At 72.8% G+C, this 19,663-nt stretch carries 13 protein-coding genes; 7 read left to right on the top strand and 6 right to left on the bottom strand.

Annotated features, from left to right (window positions below):
* Positions 1-16: 16 nt before the first annotated feature.
* From ACH4FH_RS37595 to ACH4FH_RS37585, 3 genes are all read right to left on the bottom strand, one after another.
* Entirely contained in the window at positions 17-1,618 is a 1,602-nt protein-coding gene (locus ACH4FH_RS37595) for a DUF5719 family protein (RefSeq protein ID WP_398560479.1), read from the bottom strand.
* Positions 1,615-5,436: a glycosyltransferase gene (locus ACH4FH_RS37590; protein WP_398560478.1), complete on the bottom strand. Its 3,822-nt coding sequence runs from the start codon at positions 5,434-5,436 to the stop codon at positions 1,615-1,617. Before ACH4FH_RS37590 ends, ACH4FH_RS37595 begins: the two co-directional genes overlap by 4 nt.
* A gap of 320 nt (positions 5,437-5,756) precedes the next feature.
* Positions 5,757-6,020, bottom strand: coding sequence for a WhiB family transcriptional regulator (locus ACH4FH_RS37585; RefSeq protein ID WP_003983763.1), 264 nt, complete (start codon positions 6,018-6,020; stop codon positions 5,757-5,759).
* Between the two features lie 766 nt (positions 6,021-6,786).
* Here ACH4FH_RS37585 and ACH4FH_RS37580 point away from each other — a divergent pair.
* From ACH4FH_RS37580 to ACH4FH_RS37570, 3 genes are all read left to right on the top strand, one after another.
* Positions 6,787-7,314, top strand: a complete 528-nt coding sequence (locus ACH4FH_RS37580) for a cysteine dioxygenase (RefSeq protein WP_398560477.1) — start codon at positions 6,787-6,789, stop codon at positions 7,312-7,314.
* A gap of 62 nt (positions 7,315-7,376) precedes the next feature.
* Complete coding sequence (cofD, locus tag ACH4FH_RS37575) at positions 7,377-8,333, top strand: 2-phospho-L-lactate transferase (protein WP_398560476.1); 957 nt, start codon at positions 7,377-7,379, stop codon at positions 8,331-8,333.
* On the top strand, positions 8,330-9,655 hold the full coding sequence (locus tag ACH4FH_RS37570; RefSeq protein ID WP_398560475.1) for a coenzyme F420-0:L-glutamate ligase: 1,326 nt from the start codon (positions 8,330-8,332) through the stop codon (positions 9,653-9,655). The genes cofD and ACH4FH_RS37570 overlap by 4 nt, the downstream gene beginning before the upstream one ends.
* Before the next feature lie 55 nt (positions 9,656-9,710).
* Here the strand turns inward: ACH4FH_RS37570 and ACH4FH_RS37565 are convergent, their stop codons facing one another.
* The 3 genes from ACH4FH_RS37565 to ACH4FH_RS37555 all read right to left on the bottom strand — a co-directional run bounded on the left by ACH4FH_RS37565 (position 9,711) and on the right by ACH4FH_RS37555 (position 13,327).
* Positions 9,711-10,616: a DNA-3-methyladenine glycosylase family protein gene (locus tag ACH4FH_RS37565; protein WP_398560474.1), complete on the bottom strand. Its 906-nt coding sequence runs from the start codon at positions 10,614-10,616 to the stop codon at positions 9,711-9,713.
* A gap of 113 nt (positions 10,617-10,729) precedes the next feature.
* On the bottom strand, positions 10,730-11,812 hold the full coding sequence (locus ACH4FH_RS37560; protein ID WP_398560473.1) for a sugar phosphate nucleotidyltransferase: 1,083 nt from the start codon (positions 11,810-11,812) through the stop codon (positions 10,730-10,732).
* 168 nt (positions 11,813-11,980) lie between these two features.
* Positions 11,981-13,327 (bottom strand): peptidoglycan recognition protein, encoded by a 1,347-nt coding sequence (locus ACH4FH_RS37555; protein WP_398560472.1) that lies wholly within the window; start codon positions 13,325-13,327, stop codon positions 11,981-11,983.
* 126 nt (positions 13,328-13,453) lie between these two features.
* On the opposite strand from ACH4FH_RS37555, the gene ACH4FH_RS37550 reads away from it, so the two are divergent.
* From ACH4FH_RS37550 to ACH4FH_RS37535, 4 genes are all read left to right on the top strand, one after another.
* Positions 13,454-14,218 carry a TIGR03089 family protein gene (locus ACH4FH_RS37550; RefSeq protein WP_398560471.1) on the top strand — a complete coding sequence of 255 codons (765 nt, stop codon included), beginning with the start codon at positions 13,454-13,456 and terminating at the stop codon, positions 14,216-14,218.
* A gap of 171 nt (positions 14,219-14,389) precedes the next feature.
* Entirely contained in the window at positions 14,390-15,829 is a 1,440-nt protein-coding gene (locus ACH4FH_RS37545; RefSeq protein WP_398560470.1) for an LCP family protein, read from the top strand.
* A gap of 227 nt (positions 15,830-16,056) precedes the next feature.
* Positions 16,057-17,826, top strand: coding sequence for an LCP family protein (locus ACH4FH_RS37540; protein WP_398560469.1), 1,770 nt, complete (start codon positions 16,057-16,059; stop codon positions 17,824-17,826).
* A 69-nt stretch (positions 17,827-17,895) separates the two neighbouring features.
* Positions 17,896-19,572, top strand: coding sequence for an LCP family protein (locus ACH4FH_RS37535; protein WP_398560468.1), 1,677 nt, complete (start codon positions 17,896-17,898; stop codon positions 19,570-19,572).
* Positions 19,573-19,663: the final 91 nt, after the last annotated feature.

Raw genomic sequence — 19,663 nt, 5'->3', positions numbered from 1 at the left:
GTGCCCCGGCGGACGCTCAGTCCGTCAGCAGGGACAGATCCTGGCCGGCCGTCGGGACGACCACCGAGCCCCGGTCGTCCGGCATCGGCTGGACGGTGAAGGCCGGGATGCCGCCCTGCGGCTGCGCCAGCGTGCGCGCGGCGTGGACCGGCCCGCTGCCCGGCTGGGGCTCCACGGTCAGCGCGTAGGAGCCCTTCAGGCCCTGCGGGCGGGGCGGTGCGACAGCGAGCGTCGTGCCGCCCTTGACCGTGTACGTCTTGCTGACCGGCGTGCCGCCGCCGCTGCCCGCCGAGGCCGTGACCTTGACCTTCGCGTCCTTGCCCTTGTCGGGCGCCACCAGGGAGAGGGTGCTGCCCTTGGCGCGGTTGTCGGCGGCCGTCGCCCGCTTGTCGACCGGCCGCGTCGAGGAGATGAAGGCCATCTCCTGCTTGGCGCCCTTGCCCCGGGTGACCCGCACCGCGACCGCGATCGGCGCCTTGGACGCGCCGTCCGCGGGCGTCAGCACCAGCGAACCGGCCTCGCCCTTGGTGAGGTCCTTGAGATCGACCGCCGTGGTCATCCCGGCCTTGAGGTGCAGCGTCTCCAGCCCGGCCGGGACGATCGGACCGGTCGGGGTGTCCAGCTGCACCTTCAGGTCGGCGTCGGCCTCCCCCGGCGCGACGGCGATCAGCCGCACGGAGGTCGCGTCGGCCGGGATGCCGGGCAGCACGGCCTCGGGCGCCGGGTCGGCGGCGGCCGGCAGCCAGTCGCTGCCCAGCTTGGCGTCACCGGCCTGTACGGAGGCGCCCACCCGGCCCTCCCGGGCGACGACGTGCAGTGCGGCGTTGGTGGTCGGTGAGCCCGTCAGGGTCGACAGCAGCACCGGGACGGTGGTGTGCGGCGGCACCGTGATGTCCTCGCCGCCCGGGGTCTCCAACGGGCCGTCCTTGCCGTGCAGTTCGAGGTCGACGACCGCCTGGGTGGAGTCGGGGTTGGTCAGATGGACGTAGTCCTGGCGGTCCCGGTGGGTGCTCACGCCCGGGAACCAGAACGTCGTGTCCGGCGCGGCGCAGCTCAGACCGAGGAGGCCACGGCCGGAGCCGGCCGCGACGGACGTGGTCTGCTGCACGGTCCAGCCGGGCGCGAGGGTGCCGTCGGCGGTGCCCACCAGCGCGGGGGCGTCGGCACTGTCGGTCTTCGTGGTGACCGGCTTACCGGCCTCCTGGAGCGGTACGACGGGCTTCTTGTCGCGCGGCGGCACGGTCCGCAGGCGCGCGGCGTCCGCCTCGCTGCCAGCGTCCCCGCTGCCCTTGCCGCCCTTGCTGTCCTTGCCGCCCTTCTTGTTTCCGCCGGTGTCGCCGCTCTCCTCGACCGTGCCGGCCGGCAGCAGCTGGGCGGTGCCCTTCTTCGCGTCCGCGCCGGCCGCGGCTCCCTTGGGTGCGAAGGCGGTGTACGTCGTCTCGCCGACCTCCGAGGAGGTCGGGGCCGGGCACAGCAGCGATGAGCGCTGGACAGGCTTGCGGGAGCCGCTGCCGGGCGCGGCCTGACCGCCGCTGTCCGGCGCGGCCACGGCGGCGACACCGGTGACGGCGGCGAGCGCGACCGTCGCGCCGATCAGGGACATCATGGTGCGCTTCACTGCTGGTCGCTCCCGTCACGGCGCGGCTCCGGGTAGGAGCCGAGGTAGGTCGTGCCGTCGTCGTAGGGCTGCTGGGGCTGCCCGCCCGGGTCGTAGGGCGGCGGGGGCGGGGGCGGCTGCTCGCCGTCGTGGACCGGCTGCTGCTGCCCGTAGTCGTACGGGTCGTAGTGGCCCGCCTGGTAGGGGTCCGCCGGATACGGGTCGGCCTGGTACGGGGCGCCCTCCGGGTAGGGCGGCCGGCCGTACTGCCCGGCCTGGTAGGGATCGGCCGCGGGATACGGCGGCTGCGCCTCCGGCTGTCCCTGCTGGACGGCCTGCCAGTCCTCGTAGGACTGCTGCTGGGGCACCGCCGCGTACGGGTCGCCCGGCTGCTGCGGCGCGCCCTGGCCCGGAATCGCCCCGGCCATCGGGTCGGCGGGGTCGGCGGGGCCGTTCATGGCGGGGACCGGCTCCTCGCCGGTACGGGCCGCCGGAATGCCGGCCTCGGGGGCGCCCGCGGCCTGGGCCGCGGCGCGCAGCCTGCGGGCCCGACGGCCGTCGCCGCTGGCTCCGGCCGCGGCCTGCGCGGCCGCCGCACCGGTGTCCTCGGGCAGGTCGTCGTCGATCTCGCGGCGACGGCCCGGCAGCGCGAGCACCACCAGGACCACGGCGAGCAGCCCCTGCACGGCCAGCCAGACGGTGTGGCCGATCGGGTTCTCGTGGGTGAGGTCGAGCCGGCCGCCGCCCGCGGGCAGCGCGAATCCCTGCGCCCAGCCGTCCAGCGTCACCGGCTTGAGCGGGGTGCCGTCGAGGGTGGCCTGCCAGCCCTCGTCGGCCGCGTCCGCGATCCGCAGGACCCGGCCGTCGGCGCCGTCCGGTACGTCGGTGTGCGCCTCCACGGGGCCGGCCGGTACCGCGATCGGCGCGGCCTCCTCGCCCGCGCGGGTGCCGTCCTGGGCGGCGCCCGCGACGATCGAGACCCGCGAGACCCGCCGGTCCACCCGCCACAGGGCGCTGCCGTCGTCCTGGCTGAGCCGGGTCATGCCCGGCGTCGCGTCCAGCACCCGGCCCATCTCGCGCGGCGCGCCGTCCCGGACCAGGATGTAGCGCACGGCGTAGCCGCCGAGCTGGTTGGTCTGGTCCGCGCCGGAGCCGGCCACGAGGTTGGCGACGATGCCGCCGAGCCGCGCGTTCTCGCCCGCCTCGGCGGCCAGGTCGGCGTCGCCGAGCCGGGCGCCCGAACCGCGGACGAGGGTGTAGTCGACGTGCCCGGGCTTGCCGTCGAGGACCAGGGTGCGGGCCCGGTCGGCGCTCCCGGACTCCTCGGCGACGAACGCCGGGACCTGCACCGGGTCCCGCCGCTCCAGGGGGCCGGCCGCACCGGTGATCATCCAGCTGACCGCGGCGTAGAGCGGGGCCAGGACGGAGGCCAGCGCGATCAGCACGGCGACCGGCTGCTTCCAGCCGAATCCGAGGGTGGCCATGCGGGTGCGGATGCCCTCGGCGCCGACCGCGGCGGCGCACAGCAGCGCCAGGCCGTAGACGAGCATGGCGGGCCCGGTCCAGCCGGAGCCGTTGCCCAGCGCGGCGAACAGCAGAGCGGCCACCGCGACCGCCCAGGCCGTACGGATCGCCGTCGGCCGTGCGTCGCGCAGGGTCGCCGCGAGCGCGGCCAGCACGACGCCGATCAGCAGCACGCTGCCGGCGGCCTTCGGTCCGCCCGGGCTGAGCGCGATCAGGTCCAGGACGGAGGCGGAGCCGGCGCCGTAGTCGAGTCCGGCCTCCTGGAAGAAGCGCGAGGGCTGCGTGAGCAGCGACAGCGACCAGGGGGCGAGGACGAGGAGCGGCGCGAGGGCCACGGCCAGGAAGCGCAGGGCGTAGCCGAGCATCAGTTCACGGCGGCCGTCGCGGTAGCGCAGCACCAGCAGACCGATCCCGAGGACCACCGCGATCGGCCAGACGACCGGCGTGAAGGCCATGGTGAAGGTGACCAGCAGGGCGTATGCCCACGTGGCGCGCCAGCTGGGGCGGGTGCCGGGTGCCAGGCGCAGCCCGCTCGCGGCGACGGCGGCGCGCGCCATCAGCGGCAGCAGGATGGCGAGCACCGCGGTGCCCAGGCGGCCGCCGGCCAGCGCGCCCGCGGCGGCGGGCAGGAAGGCGTACGCGATGCTCCCCCAGGCCCGCAGCAGCCGGGAGGCGACCAGGGGGCGGGAGGCGAAGTAGGCGGTGAGTCCGGCCAGCGGGACGGAGCAGACCAGCAGCAGGGTGAGGGCGAAGCCGGTGCTGCCGAAGAAGAAGGTCGCCACCACGGCGAGGACCGCCAGGTAGGGCGGCGCTGAGGCGGTGTCGCCGACGCCGACCGCGTGCCAGCTGTCGAAGTACGCCGACCACAGGTCGGACACCTGCGCGGGGGCGGGCAGCAGGGCGCCGCCGGTCAGCGCGCCGGAGCCGAGCAGTCCGCGGCAGGCGATCACCGAGACCAGCAGCAGGAGCAGGAAGAGCACCGGGGCGGGCCGGCGGGCGATCCGCTTGAGCCGGGCGAACTGCTCGACCTCCAGGAAGTCGGCGTCGTCGCCGCCCGGTCCCGACTCCACGGCGCCGTGCCGGCCGGCCGACGCCACATCGGGCGCGGCCCGTCCGCCGAGGTTGCCGGCGACCTGCTCGACGGTGGCGCGTACGGTCGCGCCGGGCGGCGGGAAGAGGGGCCGCAGGTCGGCCGCTTCCACGGCGGGCCGGCCTCGTCTGCGCCGGGCGGCGAGGATCTTGCCCGGGCGCAGCAGGACGGCGAAGAGCCCGGCCAGTTCGTCGAGCGCCTGGCCGGGGACCTTGCCGACGAGGTAGGCGACGACGCGCAGGATGGTGCCGAGCAGCAGCCGCAGCAGGACGTACGGGAGAAGCGCGCCCCGGGTGTTGGCGAGCAGGGTGTAGACGGCGCCGGCCTTGTCGACGCGGTGCGGGTTGGCGACCGAGCGGCCGACACAGTCGATGGGGCGGCGTTCGCGGGCGGATGCCTCGGCGTGCCGCACGATCGCGTCCGGCGCGATGAGCACCTGGTGGCCCGCGGCGTGGGCGCGCCAGCACAGGTCGACGTCGTCGCGCATCAGGGGCAGCCGGCGGTCGAAGCCGCCCAACTCCTCGTAGACGTCGCGGCGGATGAGCATGCCGGCGGTGGAGACGGACAGCACAGGACGTACCTGGTCATGTTGGCCCTGGTCCTGCTCACGGCGGTCCAGGCCGGTCCAACGGCGTCCGCTGCGGGCGATGGTGACGCCCGCTTCCAGCAACTGACGGCGGTCGTACCAGCTGCGCAGCTTCGCGCCGACGATGACCGTCGAGGGGCTGGCGTCGGCGACCCGCAGCAGCTCGGCGAGGGCGTCCGGCGCGGGGGCGCAGTCGTCGTGCAGCAGCCACAGCCACTGCACCGGTTCGCCGTGCGGCAGTTCCGGCATGTCGTAGGCGTCGTCGCGCCAGGTGCGGCTGACCGGGTCCCAGCCGCTGGGCCGCCGCAGGTAGGGCAGGTCGTCGGGGGTCAGGACGCCGGCGGTGCGGACGGCCTCGTCGACGGCGGTGCCGAAGCCGGAGCGGCGGGCGAGATGCAGCACCCGCTCGTCGCCGATGGCGTCGGCGAGCAGCCGGGCGGACTCGTCCGCGCTGCCGGTGTCGGCGCCGACGGCGTTCTGCACCGGGCGTTCCTGGCCGAGCAGGCCGGCGAGCGCGTCGGGCAGCCAGCGGGCGCCGTCATGGGAGACGATCACGGCGGTGACGACGTGCCGCGGGAACTCTGGCGTGGCGGCTGCATATGGGGCGGGCTGGGCCGCCGACTGGCTGTGCACGGACATCGAGGTACGGGCCCTCCGGACCCGGGAGTTCGGGACCCGCGGCGAAGTCGCTCGCGGCCACCGCCCCCGGAAGACACTGCGACGGACATCGGACTTACTCGCCTGGGCACACGCGCGCCCGGCGGGGGGCGTCGGCGCGTCTCGGACGGGGCCCCACACTAATGGTTCGCACCGGCGCGCCGACCGGCTCCGTCACAGCAGTCCGCCTCCGGCGCTCAGGACGCTGGAGGCGGAGTGTTCGCTATAGGGGGATATGGGGAGTTGGGGTGGTGCGGCGGCGGGGCCGCGCGCCGTGAGTTTTCCGGGCTGCCGTGTCACGTTCAGACAGCGGCCTTCTTCAGTCGCCGCCGCTCGCGTTCGGACAGACCGCCCCAGATCCCGAAGCGCTCGTCGTTGGCGAGGGCGTACTCCAGACACTCGGAACGAACCTCGCAGGCAAGGCAGACCTTCTTGGCCTCGCGGGTGGAGCCACCCTTCTCCGGAAAGAAGGACTCGGGGTCGGTCTGGGCGCACAACGCGCGCTCCTGCCAGCCGAGCTCCTCGTCCGCCTCCTCGACCAGCAATTCCTGGAACAGCTCGGTCATGTGCGCCCCTCGTCTGTCTTTTGCGTCCCCGTTGGCTTGGCGTCCCCGTGATCTCGCCGTGATCGATAACGGCTGAACGACACGAGTGAAATTACAAGTGTGCTGATCCGGGCCAGTCAAGCCGAGATCTGCTATTGGGCCTCTTATTCACTCTGCGGAACCAAGCGTATGCGGAAAGTGTTCAAATCACCAAAAACCAGGACACACTGCAGACACATCCGGAGATGCCTCCGCGACCGGGTGCCCGGCACGCGCTCTCATAACCGAGACGCTCCGGGGTGCCACTCCCGTTGCATCGCGCGCACCGAAGCGGGAATGATCACAAACACATCACGAGATCGCTACGGCAACGGCGTTTGAAGGCGCGGTTGATGGGCGACTTCTCCTGGTCGGCAACTGCACAAACCTTTCGCCGGGCGGCGTAACCGGATGAGGTGAAAGATGTGCGGCAAACCCGACATCCAGTTGACATCGCGACGCGGACCCGGTCTCCTTGACCCCATGCCAGTGACCCCCGCGCCCCGCCTGACCCGTGCTTACGGGTCGCTCTGCGCTGCGCAGGCTCGCTGTCGCTGTTCCAGCTGTCGAAGCCACTGAGCTCCAGCTTTCTTCGCTCGCACCACCCCAGCAGCGCCCCTGCTCCGCGCCATCGCGCAGTGCCCCCCACAGGGAAGCCCCGCGCCGTGCCGCACCCTCCCCCAGCTACCGCTGGGAGGCGGCCCCAGCGCCACCGCCCCCAGCACTTCCGCCGAGGAACCCGAAGCACATGAACAGCGACGTCCAGATCGCCGGCGACCCGCTCGCCATCCCCCACCTGCTGCCGCCCGTTCCGGCCCACCCGGCCACCGTCGCCGGCTTCGTGGGGCTGGCCCGCTCCATCGCCGCCGACCGCGCCTCCTGGGCCCCACTCGTCCGCTACGACACCACCACCCGCTGGTACCACCGGCTGCGCACCGGACCGGGCTACGAGGTCTGGCTGCTGAGCTGGGTGCCGGGGCAGGGCAGCGGCCGGCACGACCACGGGCCGTCCTCCGGTGTGCTGACCGTCCTGGAGGGCGAGTTGACCGAGCACGCCGGCTCCGGGCACCACACGCTGCGGGCCGGCGCCCAGCGGGTCTTCGCCCCGGGCTACGTCCACGAGGTCGTCAACGACGCCCTGGCCCCCGCCGTCAGCCTGCACATCTACTTCCCCGGCCTGACCGAGATGCCGATGCTCCCCGCCTCGGACACCGCCGCGGGGCACAGCGCGAGCGCCCGGTGCGCGTCGTCGGCGCGGGAGTCCGCCGCTCCCTGACGGCCGCCGGCAGCCTGTCCACCGCCGCTCATGGACAGGCCGCCGACTGACACACTGTCGTCATGCGCATTGTGGTTCTGGCCGGCGGTATCGGCGGCGCCCGCTTTCTGCGGGGACTGAAGGCAGCGGCTCCGGACGCGGACATCACCGTGATCGGCAACACCGGTGACGACATCCATCTGTTCGGGCTGAAGGTGTGTCCCGACCTCGACACCGTGATGTACACGCTCGGCGGTGGCATCAACGAGGAGCAGGGCTGGGGCCGCGCCGACGAAACCTTCCGGTTGAAGGAGGAGTTGGCCGCCTACGGCGTGGGCCCCGAGTGGTTCGGGCTCGGGGACCGGGACTTCGCCACCCATATCGTGCGGACCCAGATGCTGGGCGCCGGCTACCCGCTCAGCGCCGTCACCGAGGCGCTGTGCGCCCGCTGGAAGCCCGGCGTGCGGTTGCTGCCGATGTCCGACGACCGGATCGAGACGCATGTCGCGGTCGAGGAGGACGGCGAGCGCAAGGCGATCCATTTCCAGGAGTACTGGGTGCGGCTGCGCGCCTCGGTGCCCGCGCACGCCGTGGTGCCGGTCGGTGCCGACCAGGCCAAGCCCGCCCCCGGGGTGCTGGACGCCATCGCCGAGGCCGACGTGGTGCTCTTCCCGCCGTCCAACCCCGTGGTGAGCATCGGCACGATCCTGGCGGTGCCCGGCATCCGCGAGGCGATCGCGGACGCCGGTGTGCCGGTGGTCGGCCTCTCGCCGATCGTCGGGGACGCCCCGGTGCGCGGCATGGCCGACAAGGTGCTGGCCGCCGTCGGCGTCGAGGCCACCGCCGCGGCGGTGGCCCGGCACTACGGCTCCGGCCTGCTGGACGGCTGGCTGGTCGACTCCGTGGACGCGGGTGCCGTGGACGAGGTCGAGGCGGCCGGCATCCGCTGCCGGGCCATCCCGCTGATGATGACGGACGACGAGGCCACGGCCGCGATGGTGCGCGAGGCGCTGGCGCTGGCCGAGGAGGTCCGCGCATGACCGGCGAGGTCCCCGCGTACCGGGTCTGGGCGCTGCCCGGCATTCCCGAGGTGCGGCCGGGCGACGACCTCGTCAAGCTGATCTCCGCGGCGGCGACCGGCGAGGGGCTGCCCGGACTCGCCGACGGCGACGTGCTGTTGGTGACCTCGAAGATCGTCAGCAAGGCGGAGGGCCGGGTGGTGGAGGCCACCGACCGCGAGGCTGCGGTGGACCAGGAGACGGTTCGCGTCGTGGCGCGCCGCGGTGCGCTGCGGATCGTGCAGAACCGGCAGGGCCTGGTGATGGCCGCGGCCGGTGTCGACGCCTCCAACACTCCTGCCGGGACGGTCCTGTTGCTGCCGGAGGACCCGGACGCCTCGGCCCGCGCCCTCCGGGCGGGGATCCGCGAGGCGCTCGGCGTCGAGGTGGGCGTCATCGTCAGCGACACGTTCGGCAGGCCGTGGCGCAGCGGGCTCACCGATGTCGCCATCGGGGCGGCCGGGGTGCGGGTGCTGGACGACCTGCGCGGCGGCGTGGACGCGTACGGCAATCCGCTCAGCGCGACGGTGGTGGCCACCGCCGACGAGCTGGCCGCCGCGGGCGACCTGGTGAAGGGCAAGGCGGGCGGACTGCCGGTCGCGGTGCTGCGCGGTCTGCCTCGGGTGGTCGAGGAGGCGGACGCGGCGGACGGTGCGCACGCGCTGGTCCGCGACGCGGAGGAGGACATGTTCCGGCTCGGCACCTCCGAGGCCGTGCGGGAGGCGGTGACGCTGCGGCGGACCATCCGGGAGTTCCGGGACGAGCCGGTGGACGGTGGCGCGGTGCGCCGCGCGGTGGCCGCCGCCGTGACCGCCCCGGCCCCGCACCACACCGCTCCCTGGCGGTTCGTCCTGCTGGAGTCCGCGGAGAGCCGGCTGCGGCTGCTGGACGCGATGCGGGAGGCATGGATCGCGGATCTGCGGGCGGACGGCTTCAGCGAGGAGTCGATCGCCAAGCGGGTACGGCGCGGCGATGTGCTGCGCAACGCGCCCTGCCTGGTGGTGCCCTGCATGGTGATGGACGGCTCGCACACCTACCCCGACGCGCGGCGCAACGCCGCCGAGCGGGAGATGTTCGTCGTCGCCCACGGCGCCGGTATCCAGAACTTCCTGGTCGCCCTGGCCGGTGAGCAGCTGGGCTCGGCGTGGGTGTCCTCCACGATGTTCTGCCGGGACGTCGTACGGGAGGTCCTTGACCTGCCCGCGCACTGGGAGCCGATGGGCGCGGTGGCCGTGGGCCGCCCGGCCGCGCCGCCGCGGGAGCGGCCCGCCCGGGACGGCGCGGACTACCTCCTGGTGCGCTGACCCCGCACTCCGGTGCCGCGCCCCGCGGTCCCGGGGTGCGGCGCGGCCGGTGGCGTCACAGCCGGGCGATGTCGCCGACCGGGAAGCGCGGGGCGCGGCGCGGCGGGGTGCGGCCGGACAGCAGGATCAGCCGTGCCGCGCGGTGCCGCTGTCCCTCGTAGGGCGCGAGCAGTTCGAGCATCTCCTCGTCGGTGGTGCCGCGGCGGCCGGTCAGCGCATAGCCGATGATCTTCGGCAGGTGCAGATCGCCGACCGTGATCGCGTCCGGTGCGCCGAGGGCCCGCTGCAGGGTCTCGGCGGCCGTCCACGGGCCGATGCCCGGGAGAGCCATCAGGCGCCGGGTGGCATCCGCGAGGTCCATCCGCGCGGCCTCCTCCATCCGGCGGGCGACGCGTACCGCACGCAGGATCGCCGACGAGCGCTTGGCGTCGACCCCGGCGCGGTGCCACTCCCAGGAGGGGATCAGCGCCCAGCCGCGCGGATCGGGCATCACCCGCATCCGCTCCCACGGCCCCGGGGCGGGCTCGCCGTGCCGTTGCAGCAGCAGCCGCCACGCGCGGTAGGCCTCGTCGCTGGTGACCTTCTGCTCCAGGATCGAGGGGATCAGCGACTCCAGGACCAGACCCGTACTGGCGAGCCGGACGCCGGGGTGGCGGCGGCGCGCCTCGTGCACGATGCGGTGCCTGGCGGTCAGCTCCTCCGGGTCGTCGGCTTCCCCGAGCAGGACCGGCAGCCGCTCCAGCAGCCAGTCGGCGCCCGGCCCCCACGCCTCCGCCTCCACGGTGCCGGCGGCCGGACGGGCGACGACGCGCAGGGTGCCGGGGCCCTGAGGGGTGCGGCAGGCGCGCCACAGTTCGTCGCCGCGCACCGCGAAGGCGGGGTCGCCCGGACCGCGCCGCAACACGCACAGGGTGCGGTGCAGGTCGTAGGGGCCGGGCGGGACCCAGGTGCGGGCGGGCATCTTGCCAGGTTAGGCGATCGGGCGAACACGCCGGAGGGATCTCCCGGTGGTGGCGGGGGAAGACCGCGGTCACCGGGCGGAGGTGTCGCGGGTCGGGGCCCGCCGAGCCGCCGCTACTGGTCGGAGGAGAAGCGCACCGAGCCGGCCGGGATGTCGGCGCCGCACCAGACACGGATTCCGCCGCGCAGCTCGTTGTCGGCGCCGATCCGCGCGCCGTCGCCGATGACCGCGCCGTCCAGGACCGTGCGGGCCCCGATGTGCGCGCCGGCGCCGATCAGCGAGTCCTGGATGCGGGCGCCCGGTTCGATCACCGCGCCTTCGAGGACGGCGCTGCCCTCGATGCGGGTGCCGGCGCCGACGGTGGTGCGGGCGCAGACGACCGTGCCGCCGGTCAGCTTGGCGTCCGGGGCGACCTCGGCGGTCTCCAGGACCAGCCGGTCGCCGCAGCGGCCCGGGACGGCCGGGGACGGGGCGCGTCCCAGGACGAGGTCGGCCGAGCCGCGCACGAAGGCCTGCGGGGTGCCGAGGTCGAGCCAGTAGGTGGAGTCGACCATGCCCTGGAGGTGGGCGCCGTCGGCCAGCAGTCCGGGGAAGGTCTCGCGCTCGACGGAGACCGGCCGGTCGGCCGGGATGCTGTCGATGACGGAGCGGTTGAAGACGTACGCGCCGGCGTTGATCTGGTCGGTGACGATCTCCTCGGGGGTCTGCGGCTTCTCCAGGAAGGCGGTGACCCGGCCGGTGTCGTCGGTGGGCACCAGGCCGAAGGCGCGCGGGTCCTCGACCCGGGTCAGATGCAGGGAGACGTCGGCGCCGGTGGTGCGGTGGGTGTCGACGAGGGCCTCGATGTCCAGGCCGGTGAGGATGTCGCCGTTGAAGATGAGCACCGGGTCGCCGGGCGCGGAGCGCAGCCGCGAGGCGACGTTGCGGATGGCGCCGCCGGTGCCCAGCGGCTCCTCCTCGGTGACGTACTCCAGGTGCAGGCCCAGGGACGAGCCGTCGCCGAAGTACGGCTCGAAGACCTCCGCGAGGTAGGAGGTGGCGAGGACGATGTGCTCGACGCCCGCGGCCCGTGCACGGGCCAGCTGGTGGGTGAGGAACGGCACACCGGCCGCCGGCACCATGGGCTTGGGCGTGTGCACCGTCAGCGGGCGCAATCTCGTGCCCTTGCCGCCGACCAGAAGGATCGCTTCAGTCACCTTTGTCTTCTCTGCTTCCTGCTGGGGTCGGCGATCGGCCGACCAGTGTAGGCAGACGCTTTCCGGTGGTGCTCCGCCGTGTGGGCGGCTTCATTGTCGGTAGGACGCAACGCGTGCCGGGTAGGTTCACCGATGGGCCAACCGGACGGTAACCGGCCGGAAGCCGCCTCAGCGACCCTGCAGCTTGGCCGCGGCGGTCCGGGTGGTGCCGAGCTTGTCGTAGAGGCGGGCCCCGGGGCACTGGGTGTTGTAGCCGTCCCGGTGGCCGGAAATCACGTGCAGTTTGGCCTCTGCGCCCTTCTTGAAGCGGTTGCCGCCGGCGGACTTCAGCCGGGCGATGTCCTGAGGGTCGACCCCGTAGAGACCCAGCTTCCAGGCCGTCAGGGAGGCGATCGCGTCCACGGCGGGCTTCGGCGGCTCGATGCTGGTGAAGGTGCCGAGCACGGCGATGCCCATGCTGTCGTGGTTGAAGCCGAGGGTGTGGGCGCCCATGACCGGCTTGGCGACGCCGCCGGCGCGGCCCTCGTAGACGGTTCCGCACTTGTCGACGAGGAAGTTGTAGCCCATGTCCCGCCAGCCGCTGGTCTTGACGTGGTAGCGGTAGATGGCGCGCAGCACCGAAGGCGCCTGGGCACAGGTGTAGTTGTTGCCGGACGCGCTGTGGTGGACGAAGGCGGCGCGCACGGTCGAGGTGTAGGCGAATGCCTTCTCGCGGAGGCTCTCGTCGGCTCCCCAGCCGGCCCGGGTGACCATCCGCGGGCGCGGCCCGACGTACGGATGGGCGCCGGCCGGCCGGTCGTCCACGGCGGTCACGTCGTTCTGGGAGGCGGCCTTGTCCAGGGCCGGGATCTCGGTGGCGCCGAGCGGCGCGAGCCGGCCGTTGGCCGCGGAACTCGCGGCGGCCTCCGGGGTGGCGGGGGCGAGCGGGGCGGGCGGGCCGGCCTGCACGCCGCGTGCCGTCTCGGGCTCGTCGCCCGGATCGACGAGTTCCAGGCGCAGCCCGCCCGGGAGGGTGGCCGGTGCCCGGTCGACGGTCTCGGGGGTGATGCGCAGCTGGACGGCGTCGGAGTCGCCGACCCACAGGGGGGCGGTGCTGCCCCGGGCGCGGCCGCCGCGGCGCTCGGCGGCATCCAGGTCGGGGCCGTCGTCGTTGTGGGCCTGGACCTCCTGCCAGCCGGACCAGACGTCGGTGCCGGTGGTGCGGGTGCGGACCTGCACCTGGCCCTTGAGTTCGGCGCGGCCGTCGTCCCAGACGACGCCCAGCAGGGAGAAGGGCTGCACCTTGCGTGCGGACACCCCCCGGAGCCCGGCCGCGGACGCGGCGCGGTCGGCGGCCGCGCCCAGGCGTTCCACCGGCAGGGACCGGGTGGTGCCGGGCACCGTCCGGTCGGGTGGCGAGGACGGGGCGGAGTGGGGGGCGGGCCGGGCGGCGGTCGCTCCCGCGGGCGCCGCGAGGGGAAGGGCGAGGGCGACCGTGCACGCGGCGCCGAGCGAAGTCACGAAGAAGGCACGCATGGCCAAATCGTGGGGCGGCCGGGCGGAACGCGCCATCGGTGATCTGACGGGGCATCGGCCGAACCGGTGGCGTGCCCCGCTGTGCCCGACGGAGCGTCAATCGGCGCCGCGCGTAATCTGGCCACGATGAACGCCACCGATCGCACCCCCGCCGACCTGCTGCGTTCCGCGCTCGCCGCGGACCCGGCCCGCCCGCTCGTGACCTTCTACGACGACGCCACCGGTGAGCGCGTGGAACTGTCCGTCGCCACCTTCGCCAATTGGGTGGCGAAGACCGCCAACTACCTCCAGGGCGACCTCGCCGCCGAACCCGGTGACCGGCTCGCGCTGCTGTTGCCCGCGCACTGGCAGACCGCCGTCTGGCTGCTGGCCTGCTCGTCGGTGGGTGTGGTCGCGGAGGTGGGCGGCGCCCCGTCCTCGGCCGACCTCGTCGTCAGCGGGCCCGACCATCTGGACGCGGCCCGCGGCTGTTCCGGGGAGCGGGTGGCGCTGGCGCTGCGCCCGCTGGGCGGCCGTTTCCCGCAGACACCCGAGGGTTTCGCGGACTACGCCGTGGAGGTGCCCTCCCAGGGCGACCGGTTCGTCCCGTTCACGCCGGTCGATCCGGGTGCCCCGGCGCTGGTCGTCGGCGGCGAGGAACTGACCGGCGCGGCGATCACCGAACGTGCGGTGGCCGACGCGGCGGCCGGCGGGATGCCACAGGCACCCCGCGTGCTGTCGGGCCTGGGGTACGACAGCTGGCAGGGCCTGTCCCACGGGCTGTACGCGCCGCTGGCGACCGGTGGTTCCGTGGTGCTGTGCCGCCACCTCGAACAGCTGGGCGCGGAGGGGACCGCCGCCCGCGAGACCAGCGAGAAGACCACCTTCACGGTGACGTCACCCCACTCCTGAGGCCGTGACTCCCCCGTCCGGCGGACCCGAATCCCGCAGAAAAGGGCCGGTTCGCCCATTTCGGTCCATGATCTTGCGTACGTACAACCATGCACGGGGTTCGTCCGTCTTCTGAGCGACCGGGCCCCGCGTGCGGGCGCGCCGCCGACTCCGTGAGGGATGGACGCACACGTGACCGAGAGCCCGGATACCCCTTCCGACCGCGAGGGCCCCGAGGAGGGCGCGTCACCGACGCCGCCTCAGCCTGCATCGGGGCAGCGGCCGGCGGCGGGGGCCGGGGCGGCTCCGCACGCGCCGGGCGGGGAGTCCGGAGCCGGCCGGCCGGCCGGGAAGAACGCCGCGCGCTGGGCGGAGCGCCCCACGAACCGGGGCTGGCCCGCGTGGCCCCTCGGACGGCGGTCGGCCTCCGGCGGGCCCGGCCCGCAGCGCACTCCGCGCCGCCGCAAGCGCCTGATGCGCTGGGCGGCTTTCGGGGTGGCCGCCCTCGTGCTGGTCGCGGCCGGCACCGGATGGGCGCTCTACACCAAGCTCAACGGCAATATCCGTACCGACAGCGCGACCCGCAACGAGCTGGAGAAGTACGAGGCCGAGCGCCCGGAGGCGGGCCCTCCGGATGTCGAGAACGTCCTGCTGATCGGCTCCGACAACCGCGGCGACGGCAACGGGAAGTATGGCGAGGACAGCGGCACCCAGCGCTCGGACACCGCGATCCTGCTGCATCTGGCGGCGGACCGGCAGAGCGCCACGGCGGTCAGCATCCCGCGTGACCTGATGGTGCAGGTGCCCCGCTGCAAGCGCTCCGACGGCAAGCAGGTCGACTCCCAGACGGTGCAGTTCAACTGGGCGTTCCAGTTCGCCGGCGCCGCCTGCACGATCCGCACGGTCGAGAAGATGACCGGTATTCGCATCACCCACCACATGATCATCGACTTCGTGGGCTTCAAGAAGATGGTGGACGCGGTGCACGGCGTCGACGTCTGCCTGCCGCGGCCCGTCAACGACCCCGCGGCGCACCTGGTGCTGCCCGCCGGACGCCAGACGCTGCGCGGTGAGGCCGCGCTCGGGTATGTCCGGGCACGCAAGAGCATGGGCAACGGGAGCGACACCCAGCGTATGGAACGACAGCAGCAGTTTCTTGGCGCTCTCGTGAAGAAAGTGCAGAGTAATGGTGTGCTGCTCAATCCGACCCGTCTCTATCCGCTCTTGGATGCCGCGACGAGTTCGCTGACCACCGACGAAGATCTGGCTTCGCTCACCGGCCTCTACGAATTGGTCCGCAGCATGCGCAGCATTCCCACAGAGCGGGTCCAGTTCCTGACCGTGCCACGCCAGGAGTACCGCTTCGACGCCAACCGCGACGAGCTGGTGCAGCCGGACGCCAAGCGGCTCTTCGGCCAGCTGCGCAAGGACCTGCCGGTGGAGGTGGAGCCCGCCGAGGACGCGGACGCGGCCCGTACGGGGAACGGCCCGTCGCCGCAGGGCTCGACCGCGTCACCGGCCCCTTCGAACGCCACCGCCGCGGACGACAAACCGGACGGATCGCCTTCGCCGTCCAGCAGTTCGGACCCGACCTTTCCGGGAACCACCGCAGAACGCGGGATCTGCGAATAAAGATGATGCAAAGGTACGCTCAACGACTCGAATGGATTGGGCGGAATGCCCAGTTGTAGGGAAGTGGAATTTGTCACGGGCGTCGCTAGGCGCTGAACTGGGCCGATAGTGTGAGCGATCCGGTTCGCTCGACCAGCGGGACCGGCCAGGCACGTAATGCACAATCGACCGACCGAGCGCCTTGAGGGGATGGCGCCGCGTGGCACCGACGGAGGACTCAAGGCACCGTGGACGCGCAAGGCCGTGGGCGGGCGGGCGACAATGTCGATCCCGCAGATCAGTGGGTGTTCGATCCGAACACCGGCAACTACGAGCTGCGGCTTGACCCTGCCGGTCAAGCGGCGGAGCGGCCCTCCGCCCGAAAGACGCCCGGATCCAGACGCGCCGCGCGCAACGCGGGAGCCGAGGGCGGGGACACCGACACACGCCCCCTGCCGACCCAGCGCGGGCGCCGGGGCGGGCGTGCCGCGGAGGACGCCGACGAGCGTCCGTCCGGCGGCCGGGCGGAGCGGCGTACCGGCCGAGGCCGGGCCCCGACGGCGGCCGAGGCCGGCCGTGCGGGCCGGCGCAAGGCCAAGCCGAAGAAGTCGGTGAAGAAGAAGGCGCTGTACTGGACGGCCGGTGTGGTGGGGTTCGTCCTCGTCGCCGGCTGCGGTGGCGCGTACTTCATCTACCAGCAGCTGGACGGCAACATCTCGAAGGTCGATGTCGGCGTCGAGAACGACGCGGTGTCCGACGGGCCGGTCAACATCCTGATCATCGGCACCGATGCCCGCTCGGGTAAGGGCAACCAGGGCTACGGCGATGCCGGCAGCGTCGGGCACGCGGACACCACGATCCTGATGCACGTCTCCAAGGACCGTACGAACGCGACCGCCCTGAGCATCCCGCGCGACATGATCACCGACATCCCGAACTGCCCGACATCGCAGCCGGACGGCTCGAAGAAGACCATCCCCGGAGAGCAGGGGGTGCGCTTCAACACGAGCCTCGGCCAGGCGGGCCGCGACCCGGGCTGCACCTGGCGCACCGTCGAGAAGCTGACCGGCCTGAAGGTCAATCACTTCATGATGGCCGACTTCAACGCGGTCAAGGAGCTGTCCGAAGCGGTCGACGGCGTCGAGGTGTGCGCGGCCAAGGACATCAACGACCCCAAGTCGCACCTGAAGTTGAAGGCCGGCAAGCACATCGTCAAGGGCGAGCAGGCGCTGGCGTTCGTGCGCACCCGGCACACCGTCGGCTTCGGCAGCGACCTCAGCCGGATCGAGCTCCAGCAGCAGTTCCTCAGCTCGATGATCCGCAAGATGAAGTCCAGCGCCTTCAGCAGCCCGAGCAAGCTGCTGGACATCAGCCAGGCGGCGACCAAGGCGCTCACCGTCGACACCGGTATCGGCAGCGCGAAGAAGCTGCTCGACCTCGGTACCGACCTCAAGAAGGTCGACATCGACAAGATCACCTTTGCCACGGTGCCGGTGCTGGACAACCCCGATGACCCGGCCACCGTCGTACTGGACAAGCCCAAGGCCGATCCGCTGTTCCAGATGGTGCGCGCGGACCACACCCTGTCCAAGGGCAAGGGCAAGGGCGGCAAGAAGGCCTCCGGGCCGGCCAAGAAGGCCCCGCCGGAGGCCGTACGCGTCGACGTCACCAACGGCGGCGGGCCGCTCGGCGCGGCGCAGGAGACCGTGGACTGGCTGCAGAACACCAAGGCCGCCAAGCTCTCCACCAACGCCGGCAACGCCCCGGAGAAGCTGGACGCGACCCGTCTCGAATACGCCCCGAACCAGGCCGACCAGGCCGCCACCCTGGCCGATTGGATGGGACTGCCCAAGAGCGCGCTCAAGAAGTCGTCGCAGGACGCCGGTTCACGGGACCCGATGAAGCTGGTGCTCGGCAAGGACTTCACCGCGCCTGGCACGCCGGTCGAGGCACCGACCGAAACCCCGGACGGGGTGCAGAACGTCAACGCGGATGACAAGAACATCTGCGCCAAGTGAACAGAGCGTGATCCGGCTGCCGCCGAGGCGCCGAGTGCACCACATGACTGACAACGGGGAGAGGGCCCAATGCGGCAGAGCAGTGTGCGTGGTGACAGAACACGCCGGCGGCGGCCGGACGCGCAGGATCCGGCGGGCGACGGCCCGTACGAGAGCGGACTGCCACCGGATGCGCCCGGCTGGACGCCGCCCCCGGGCAGCGGCAGCGTGCCGCCCGACGACGACGGCGGCAGCAGCCACCGCAAAGGGGGGCGGCCGCGTCGGCGCAAGGGCCGCAAGGTGCTGCGCTGGACGGCCATCAGCCTCGCCCTGCTGCTGGTGGCCGGAGCGGGCGCCGGCTACCTCTACTACGAGCACCTCAACTCCAAACTCCGCAAGGACCGCAGGGACTTGTCGGCGGGCGGACTGAAGAAGCCCGATCCCAACGCGTTCGGGCAGAGCCCGCTCAACATCCTGCTGCTCGGGTCGGACGGCCGGGACAACAAGGAGAACATCAAGCTCGGCGGCGCCCGTCAGGACGCGGACCGCAAGCCGCTGGCCGATGTCCAGATGCTGCTGCACGTCTCCGCCGACCGCAGCAACATGTCGGTGATCTCCATCCCGCGGGACACCCGGGTGCCGATACCCCGGTGCACCGACCCGCGCGGCGGGAAGGTCTATCCGCAGACCACCGCCGCCATCAACCAGTCGCTCCAGCACGGCGGTCCGGGCTGCACCCTCGCCACCTGGCAGGAGCTGACCGGCATCTACATCGACCACTTCATGATGGTCGACTTCTCCGGCGTGGTGGAGATGGCGGACGCCATCGGCGGAGTCCCGGTCTGCGTCGACAAGAACATCTACTCGCACGACAGCAAGGGGCACGGCAGCGGGCTGCGGCTGACCGCGGGCACCCACTCCGTCAAGGGCGTCCAGGCCCTGCAGTGGCTGCGCACCCGCTACGGCTTCGAGGACAACACCGACATCGGCCGGGCCAAGGCCCAGCACATGTACATGAACTCCATGGTCCGGCAGTTGAAGGCCGGCACCAAGCTCACCAACCCCGGCCAGCTGCGTGATCTGGCGGAGGCAGCCACTGCCGCACTGACCGTCGACGACGGCCTCGGCAGCGTCAAGAAGCTCTACGACCTGGGCGGCGACCTCCAGCGGGTGCCGACCAAGCGCATCACGATGGTCACCATGCCCTGGCAGTACGGCCCGGGCGAGAGCTACGTCGTCCCCAAGCCGGGCGAGGCTGAACAGACCTTCGCCCTGCTGCGCAACGACACCGCGCTGGACGGCAAGGACGCGAAGAAGAAGCCCACGCCCGCACCCAAGGCGTCGACGCCCAAGAGCGAGCTGAAGGTCATCGTGCAGAACGGCACCAACAGCAGCGTCTCGGGCCCGGTCGCCGGCCGGGCGAGCGTGATCCAGCAGCAGTTGACCGGCCTCGGCTACACCGCGGCGGACACCGACTCGGCCCTGAGCACCCAGGCCGACACCACCGTCAGCTACCCGGACAAGGCCGGGCGGGGCGATGCCCTGGCGCTGGCCAAGGCGCTGGGCCTGCCCGACAGCGCGGTCAAGGAGTCCCGTTCGGTCTCCGAGGTGCGCCTCGTGGTCGGCAACGACTGGCGCACCGGTACGGAGTACCCGAAGCAGCAGGGCGACGACAAGGCCGCGGACAAGGCCCCGGAGAGCGCGGACGCACTCAACGGCGAGGACAAGAAGGCCTGCATGAAGGTGAATCCGCAGTACACGTTCTAGGGCGTGTCCGCAAAGTCATGGGAGCCACAGTCGGAGGCAGGCGAGGGTGACCAGGGCTTTGTAGTGGTGGGCTCGTTTGTCGTAGCGGGTG

It is taken from the genome of Streptomyces sp. NPDC017993 (assembly GCF_044328065.1).
Classification (GTDB): domain Bacteria; phylum Actinomycetota; class Actinomycetes; order Streptomycetales; family Streptomycetaceae; genus Streptomyces.
This window is presented reverse-complemented; position numbering and strand designations above follow the sequence as displayed.